Genomic DNA, 7,943 nt, shown 5'->3' on the forward strand with positions numbered 1-7,943 from the left:
CGCCGAGATCCACTCGCTGCTCGACCTGCCCGAGGCCCTCGACGCCATCGATGAGGCCCGCGCCATCATCGCGGGGCTCATGCCGAGCAGCGAGGCGACCCTCGCGACGGCGCTCGACGGCGTCACCCCCGCCTGAGGCGACGGGACACAAGGACACCACGCGTCAGGGTGTTTCGCTCACAAAAACACCCGTTGACTACAGTTGATGGCCGCACCGATCGGTGCGGCCATTGCCGTCCCCGCGCACTGGTGACCGCCTACCGAAGGACGACCCACCATGGTCGACTCCCCCGCCAGCCACGGCGCGTCATCCGCGACGCCTGAGCCCGGCGCTGCGAACTCGCCCGACGTCGACGCACCGCGCGTCGCCCTCTCCGGTGGCCGCACCCGCCCGTCGCTCGACGACCGCGGTTTCCTCGGCCACCCCTCCGGCCTGGGCACGCTGTTCAACGCCGAACTGTGGGAACGCTTCAGCTACTACGGCATGCGCGCCATCCTCGCGTACTACCTCTACACGGCCGTCAGCGACGGTGGGCTCGGCATCGACCAGCCGACAGCCCTGTCGATCGTCGCGACGTACGGTGCGTCGGTCTACCTGCTCAGCGTCGTCGGCGCGTGGCTCGCCGACCGCGTCATCGGCGCCTTCCGCGCGACGCTGTACGGCGCCGTCATCATCATGCTCGGCCACGTCTTCCTCGCGATGCCGATCGCGGCGATGTCGTGGGTCGGCATCGCCACCGTCGCGCTCGGAACGGGTCTGCAGAAGGCATCCATCTCGGCGGTCGTCGGGCAGCTGTACGACCGCGAGGACGGCCGTCGCGACGCCGGTTTCTCGATCTTCTACATGTCGGTGAACATCGGCTCGTTCTGCGCGCCGTTCGTCGTGACGTTCCTCAAGGACCGGTGGGGTTTCCACGCCGGATTCTCCGCCGCGGCTGTCGGCATGGCCTTCGGGTTGATCGGCCTGTTCGTGTTCCGCAAGCACCTGCACGGCGCAGGAACGAACCCGACGAGCCCGCTCACCGCGGCCGAACGCGGCACCGTCATGCGACGCGTGGGGCTCGGCGTCGTCGGCGTCGCGGCCGTCGCCGCGATCTGCTTCGCCCTGTCGGGCACGACCGCGGACGGCGTCATCAACACCGTCACGGTGATGTCCGTCATCGCCGCGGTCGGCATGTTCGCGATGATGTTCAAGAGCCCCAAGGTGAGCGCCGCCGAACGCCGCCATCTGCAGGCGTACGTGCCGTTGTGGATCGGCGCCGCGCTGTTCTGGATGATCTTCGAGCAGGCCGCGAGCAAGATGGCCGCGTTCGCCGCCGAGCGCACCGACCTCGGCTCGATCTTCGGCATCAAGGTGAACGCCGAGTTCTTCCAGAGCGTCAACCCGCTGTTCGTCGTGGCCCTCGCGCCCGTCTTCGCCGCGATCTGGCTGCGCCGCGCCGGCAAGTTCCCGAGCACCGGCGCGAAGTTCGCGTTCGGCGTGCTCATGGCCGGCCTGTCGTTCGTGCTGCTCGCGTTCTACTCGAACCTGTGGCCGCACGGCCCGACGGCGCCGATGTGGGCGCTCGCGAGCGTCTTCGTCGTCCAGACGATCGGCGAACTGTGCCTGTCGCCCGTCGGCATCTCCGCGACGACGAAGCTCGCACCCGCCGCGTTCACGACCCAGGCGATGGCGCTGTGGTACCTCACGTCCGCCGTCGGCCAATCGGCCGCCGCGCAGGCCATCCGCCTCATGGAGGGCCTCAGCGACACGACGTTCTTCCTGACGCTCGGCCTCATCACCGCCGGCTTCTCGCTCGTCCTCATGGCCCTCGTGCCGTGGATCGGACGCCACATGCGCGACGTCGAAGACGTCAAGACGGCGTGAACAATGCGTCGTGAGGACGCGCTGAGCTGACGCCTCATTGAGGTGACGCCGCGAGACGCGCAGGAGGGGCAGGTGGATGTCCACCTGCCCCTCCTGCAAGTTACGTCCACATCTGCGAATCTGGCTCTTCAGAGTTGAGTGTGGGCGCGCCGGTTGGGTCGGGTAGCTGGGGAAAGGTGGGGACGCCACGAAACGTCGTCCCGCACCAGCCGGGTCAGCTGCGCCAGGGCGTACACGAACACCAGGTCGAAGAACAGCTCTAGGTTGCCCACCTACCCGCTGCCGCTATCCCGCGCGTCGGCCTCGCTGCCCGGCTCAGAGTCCTCGCACACCGGCGAAATCATCCCCCTACGAGCCCGGCTATTCCCACCCCCGAACCGACGGTGCTGCTGTGGTGGACCACGTGAGGGCGGGCACAGGTTCAGGAGGAGGTTACAGGCAGGTCCTTGGGAAACTTGCGCTGTTCGGCAGTTCGGCCGTTCGGGTGGCGGCTACCTCTCGGACGTTCCCACATCGACGAGCTGGCTCGGCCTGATCTCCTGCCCCGGCGCACCACTCCGGGGAGTGCTGCTCTTAGCGCTGCCCGGACTGACCGGGCTGCGCGCCTGGGCAGGATCACAGCATTTCTAGTGGTCGCGGTCCGCTCGGCGGCGGAAACGCTCGATCCAGAGCATCCAGGTCTTCGCGGGTCAGCTCCACGTCCAGTGCTGTGGCGTTGTCGCGCACATGCTGCGGACTGCTCGCCTTGGGGATCGTGCAGAGCGAGTCGCGGCGCAGCACCCAGGCGATGGCCGCCGCCGCGGGGCTGACGCCGTGACGGGCCGCGACGTCGTTCAGCGTCGCGTCCTGAAGGATGCGGCCCTGCTCGATCGGCGAGTACGCCATGACCGGCAGCTCGTGGTCGGTGCACCACGGCAGCAGGTCGTACTCCGGTCCTCGCCGCGACAGGTTGTACAGCACCTGATCCGTGGCCAGCCCGCTGCTGCCCGGCACGTCCCGCAGGTCGGCGAGGGCCCGGTGGTCGAAGTTGCTGACGCCCCAGTATCGGATTTTCCCGTCCTCGACGAGCTGTTGGAAGGCCGCGACCGTGTCCGGCAGCGGGTACCCGCCCTGCCAGTGCAGCAGGTAGAGGTCGATCCGATCGGTGCCCAGGCGTTTCAAGCTGCGTTCGCAGGCCGCGATCGTGTCGGAACGGGAGGCGTGGGACGGAATGACCTTGCTGACCACGAACGCCTCGTCGCGGCGACCCGCCAATGCTTCACCAAGCACCTCCTCCGCGCCGCCGTCGGCGTACATCTCGGCGGTGTCGACCAGCGTCATGCCCAGCTCGAGGCCGGCGTGCAGCGCGGCGACCTCGTCGCGGCGGCGGCCGGGGTCCTCACCCCAGCCCCAGGTGCCCTGGCCCAGCACAGGGATGAACTCCCCGCTCGGCAGCGTTATTCGCCGCATCCGCGATCACTTCCCTTCTGGTTGTGCTGAGGCGGGACGTGGGCTGAGATCCTCGAAGGGCCAGCGCGTCCCCGGCCAGTGCTTGCGGTACCGAGGTGCCGGGTGTCGAGCCGGTCATTAGCCCCGCCTGCGCCATGTGGCGTACCGGGCTGCTCACGAGCGGTTTCCGGCGCCGGCGGGCTGGTCGGCCTGACTGAACGGTACCGGAATGGCGGAACAGAAGGCCCGGAAGTCATCGGGTGAGCGGCTGGTGACCAGGTTCCCGTCTCGGGCCACCCCCATGGTCCACCACGTTCGCCCGGTCGAGGCCGCGGTGGCGGTAGTCGTTGCGCTGCACCACTCGTCCGGGGCTGGGCTGGCCGTATTCGGCGCCGACCACCGCGTCAGCGTCCGCGAAGAGGAGGGCGTTGAGCATGGTCTGCAACAGGCTGCGCATCATGTCCGGTGAGGCCTCGGTGAGCAGCTCGCGAAGAATCGCAGATGGGTACGGTGCTCTGACAGCTGCCGACCGTCACGTCACCACCAGGCGTGGAAGTGGTGGACGGGGCCGTGGCCGTCGCCCCGCCCGACGTCGAGGTCGCCACTCGCAGCGAGCGCCTCCGTCACGTAATCCTTGGCCTCCCGCGTCGCCTGCGCCCACGAATCGCGTTGCTGCCGGAGTGCCGTCATCGCCGCCGACAGGGTGCATCCGGTGCCGTGCGTGTTGCGCGTGTCGATGCGCGGCGCGCTCAACCGGGCGGGCTCGTCGCTCTCGGCGGGGACGAGGAGGACGTCGTCGCTCTTCGCGCCGCCGCCATGGCCGCCCTTGAGCAGCACACCAGACCCGAGGGTGACGAGGGCGCGCGCGACGTCATCGCTCGCCTCGCGTGGCGTGTCGTCGAGATCGAGCAGGACGGCGGCCTCCGCGAGGTTCGGCGTGATGACGTCGACCTCCGGCACGAGACGCTCGCGCAGAGCGGTCACGGCGTCCTCGTCGATGAGCCGGTCACCGCTCGAGGCGACCATGACAGGGTCGAGAACGCGCGGCACCCCGCGCAGCGCCGGGTGGTCGGCGAGCACGTCAGCGACGGTCTCGATGACGGCCGCCGAACCCAGCATGCCGATCTTCAGCGCGTCGATGCGGACGTCGTCCGCCAGGTTCTCGAGCTGCGTGCGTACCTGCTGCGGCGTCATCTGCGTCACCGCCGCGACGCCCCGCGTGTTCTGCGCGACGACGGCCGTCACAACAGCGCACCCATGCGTGCGCAGGGCGCCGAAAGCCTTGAGATCAGCCATGATTCCCGCACCGCCGCTGGGGTCGGTGCCGGCGATCGTCAGGACGTTGGGGATGCTCATGTCAGAGCCTCTCGGCTCGCGTCAGCGGAACGTGGTCGCGCCCACCGGCCGCAGCAGCCCTGGGGCACCCCTCGCCGGGGTGTCATGCCGGGCCCGCGTGGTCGGGCCGCTCGAGCTCGAGTGCGCCTCGGCCGCCGTCGACCGGGCGGACTTCGGCGAGAGCCTCGTCGAGTTCGCTCCGCAGCGCCTGGGTAGCGGCGAGCGGATCGGGCTGCCCGCAGATCGCCGACACGACGGCGACGCCCTGCGCGCCGGCGGCCACGAGCGCGCGCAGGTCCGGCAGCTTCACCCCGCCGATGACGACGTTGGCGAACCCGCCGGCCCGTGCCGCGTCCGTGATGGCGCCGACGCCGTCAAGCCCGAGCGGTTGCGCTGCGTCCGGCTTCGTCGGCGTCGCACGGAACGGCCCGATGCCCAGCAGGTCGACGGTGCCGCGCGGCAACCTCGTTGCAGCAGCGACCTGTTCGAGGTTCGACACCGACCAGCCGAGGTGGAAGCCCTCACCGACGACACGGTCGGCGAGGCGCCGCGCCACGACAGGATCGAGGTCACTCTGGCCGAGGTGCACGCCATCAGCCCCGACGGCGAGCGCCACGTCGAGACGGTCGTCGACGACGACGCGGACGCGCCGTGCCGTCGTCGAGGACGAGATCGGGGTCGCCGCCGCAGCCATCTGCTGGCCGGCACCCGTGGGCGAGTCTCGCTCGACGCGGGGGGCGGGGCACTCTTCGTCATGTAGGCCAGCCGATCGGCCACCAGCGGCCCGCGGCGTCGGCGTCTGCGCGACGGCGGGATGCGCACCCAAGGCCGCAACGGCGTCGATGACCCGCGTTGTGAGAGAGCACAATTCGCGGGTCGAAGCGTCGTGGTCGCGGATCTGGATCATGTCGACACCACCGCGCGCAGCAGCCTCGGCCGTCTCGACGACACCGTCGGGCCCGCCACACAGCGCCGTATCGGTGACGAGGTACAGCTCGACGCCGCGCCCGTCCGACATCACGACGCCACTCGCAGATCGAGCGTCGCTGCGACGCTATCGCCCTCGAGGCGCGCCAGGGCGTCGAGGAGTTCGACCGCGAACGAACCCGGGCCGCTCGCCCAGTGCGCGGCGTCCTCGGCGGCGAGCGTCATCGTCGCGGTCGCGGCGGCGGCAGCGAGCTGCGCCGAACCGGCGACCGGTAGGTAGGCCGCGACGAGCGCTCCGAGCGCGCACCCGACGCCCGTCACCTTCGTCATGATGGCGTCGCCGTTGCCGATGCGCACCGTCGGCACGCCCGGCGCGACGACGGCATCGACGACACCGCTGACGGCGACCGCCCCGCCCGTGCGCTCCGCGAGTCGCGACGCTGCCGCGAGCGCCGCGTCGACGTCGTCACCGGCGTCGACCCCGCGTCCCGCACCCTGTTCGCCGGCCAACCCGAGCACCTCGGAGGCATTGCCGCGGGTGACGGCCGGGGCGTGTTCGAGCAGGTCGCGAGCGAGCTGAGTGCGCACCGGCAGGGTGCCGACCGCGACCGGGTCGAGGCACCACGGGCGCCCCGCCTCGGCGCGCGCGGCAGCCGTCGCGCGCATCGCCTCGGCTGTCGCCGCCGTCACGGTGCCGACGTTGACGAGCAACCCGTCCGCGATACCGGCGAAGATCGGGCCCTCCTCGAGCGAGTCGACCATGGCCGGCGACGCTCCGACAGCGAGCAGCACGTTCGCCGTGAAACCGGTGACGACGGCGTTCGTCATGCACTGCGTGAGCGGTGCGGCGTCACGAACGGCGTCGATGACGCGCCCGATCGCTTCGGGGGTGATGGCGAGCGCCTGAGCTGACGCGTCCGTGCCCGCCTCGTGCGCCGCGTCGGGGGACTGTGCGTCGGGGCGGCTCCTGTCGCCGCCTCTCTGGCTGGCGCTGCGTGTCGCGTCGCTCGACGCGCCTGGGGTGTGGTCGGGCTCGTTCGTGGGCGCAGTCATCGTGCGTCTCCTTCCTCCGCCGGCATGATCCGGATCAGGTGTAGGCACCCTCGTGAAGAGGATGCTGGCGGTCGGCTTGCGCCTCTCAGCCGTGATGGCTCCCGCGGGACGACCCCAGCTTCGCAGATGACGTACCCCGCGTGGGCGTCGTGTCCCACGGACGCAGGTGCGGAACGTCGATGGCGTGTGGACGTGTTCGCCCGGCCAGCCCCACCGCCGTACCCGTACCTCCCCCTCGCGCGTCACGACGCCGAGCGAGAAACCCACCGCGCCCATCACAGTCCGTCGCGCAGCACGCGTCAGCACCGACGAGCCCGTCGCGTCATCACCCCAGGAAGTTCGCGTTGGGGCCTGGCGGCAACGGTCACCGGCGCCGCCCCCCACGGGCGGGTCACGTAGCCTGGTGGCAGATCAGCCACCCGCGCGCGAGGAGTCAGACATGCCCCAGGCCCAGATCGGCATCTTCGTCGATGGTGCGACGTCGAGCGAGTACGTCGAGTTCGAGGTCGAGCCCGGCTCGCTGACGAAGCTGTCGCAGCTGCTGCCGCTGTTCGAGGCCGAGCAGGACGACGTGGGCGTCAACTTCGTCGTCGGCGTGCGGCCGTCGCTGATGCAGCAGATCGCCGCCGATCACGCCCCCGAGAACGTTCACGACTTCGACACCGACGTCGTCGGAACTGACGGCTACGTCATCCCCGGTACGCAGCGCGACCTCGTCTTCTGGGTGTTCGGCGGCGCGCGCGACAAGGTGTTCGACGCGACGCGTCACCTCATCTCGTTGACGCGCCAGGTCGTGCCCGGCACACGCGTCGTGGACGAGACGGAGGGCTGGGTCTACCAGACGAACCGCGACCTCACCGGTTTCATCGACGGCACCGAGAACCCGACGACGATCGAGCAGTACGACGAGGCCATCGTCGCCGACGGCAAGCCGGGCGCCGGCTCGAGCGTGCTGCTGCTGCAGAAGTGGCCGCACAAGCAGGCGAAGTGGGAGGCCCTCTCCACCGAGGAGCAGGAGAAGGTCATCGGCCGCTCCAAGGTCGACTCGATCGAGATGGACCCCAAGCCCGAGACGTCGCACGCCGAACGCACCGACCAGGACGACTTCGGCCACATCGTGCGCCGCAACATGCCGTTCGGTGACGTCGGCGAGCACGGCACGATGTTCGTCGGCTTCGCGTGCGAGCAGAAGCGCCTGCACGACATGCTCGAATCGATGGCCGGCGTCGGTGACCACCCGCGCGACGAACTGACGAAGTACTCGAACGCCGAGACCGGCTCGTACTACGTCATCCCGCCGGTCGACGCGTTCAAGGGCTGACGGCGAGCCCTC

Annotated in this window: 7 protein-coding genes and 1 pseudogene; 2 read left to right on the forward strand and 6 right to left on the reverse strand. The window is 70.1% G+C overall.

What is annotated here, in order from left to right; translation table 11 throughout:
• Nucleotides 1–277 precede the first annotated feature (277 nt).
• Nucleotides 278–1,867, forward strand: a complete 1,590-nt coding sequence (locus B2284_RS08960) for a peptide MFS transporter (protein WP_136788644.1) — start codon at nt 278–280, stop codon at nt 1,865–1,867.
• A gap of 128 nt (nt 1,868–1,995) precedes the next feature.
• On the opposite strand, the gene B2284_RS14490 is transcribed toward B2284_RS08960, so the two are convergent.
• From B2284_RS14490 to thiM, 6 genes and pseudogenes are all read right to left on the reverse strand, one after another.
• Entirely contained in the window at nt 1,996–2,139 is a 144-nt protein-coding gene (locus tag B2284_RS14490; protein ID WP_136788643.1) for a low temperature requirement protein A, read from the reverse strand.
• A 343-nt stretch (nt 2,140–2,482) separates the two neighbouring features.
• Nucleotides 2,483–3,277, reverse strand: a complete 795-nt coding sequence (locus tag B2284_RS08965) for an aldo/keto reductase (RefSeq protein ID WP_240742532.1) — start codon at nt 3,275–3,277, stop codon at nt 2,483–2,485.
• Between the two features lie 340 nt (nt 3,278–3,617).
• Nucleotides 3,618–3,791 (reverse strand): annotated as a pseudogene (locus B2284_RS08970) (transposase); the annotation flags it as partial.
• A gap of 41 nt (nt 3,792–3,832) precedes the next feature.
• Entirely contained in the window at nt 3,833–4,651 is an 819-nt protein-coding gene (gene thiD / locus B2284_RS08975) for a bifunctional hydroxymethylpyrimidine kinase/phosphomethylpyrimidine kinase (protein ID WP_062256075.1), read from the reverse strand.
• 82 nt (nt 4,652–4,733) lie between these two features.
• The gene (locus B2284_RS08980; protein WP_051806279.1) at nt 4,734–5,648 is read right to left on the reverse strand and encodes a thiamine phosphate synthase; all 915 of its coding nucleotides are present in this window, start codon (nt 5,646–5,648) and stop codon (nt 4,734–4,736) included.
• Nucleotides 5,648–6,610, reverse strand: coding sequence for a hydroxyethylthiazole kinase (gene thiM, locus B2284_RS08985; protein WP_136788640.1), 963 nt, complete (start codon nt 6,608–6,610; stop codon nt 5,648–5,650). The genes B2284_RS08980 and thiM overlap by 1 nt, the downstream gene beginning before the upstream one ends.
• Nucleotides 6,611–7,049: 439 nt before the next feature.
• On the opposite strand from thiM, the gene B2284_RS08990 reads away from it, so the two are divergent.
• A complete protein-coding gene (locus tag B2284_RS08990) occupies nt 7,050–7,931 on the forward strand; it encodes a Dyp-type peroxidase (protein WP_006945140.1) in 882 nt (293 codons plus the stop codon).
• The last annotated feature ends 12 nt before the right edge of the window (nt 7,932–7,943 follow it).

The organism is Dermacoccus sp. UBA1591 (assembly GCF_002322065.1).
GTDB lineage: Bacteria > Actinomycetota > Actinomycetes > Actinomycetales > Dermatophilaceae > Dermacoccus > Dermacoccus nishinomiyaensis.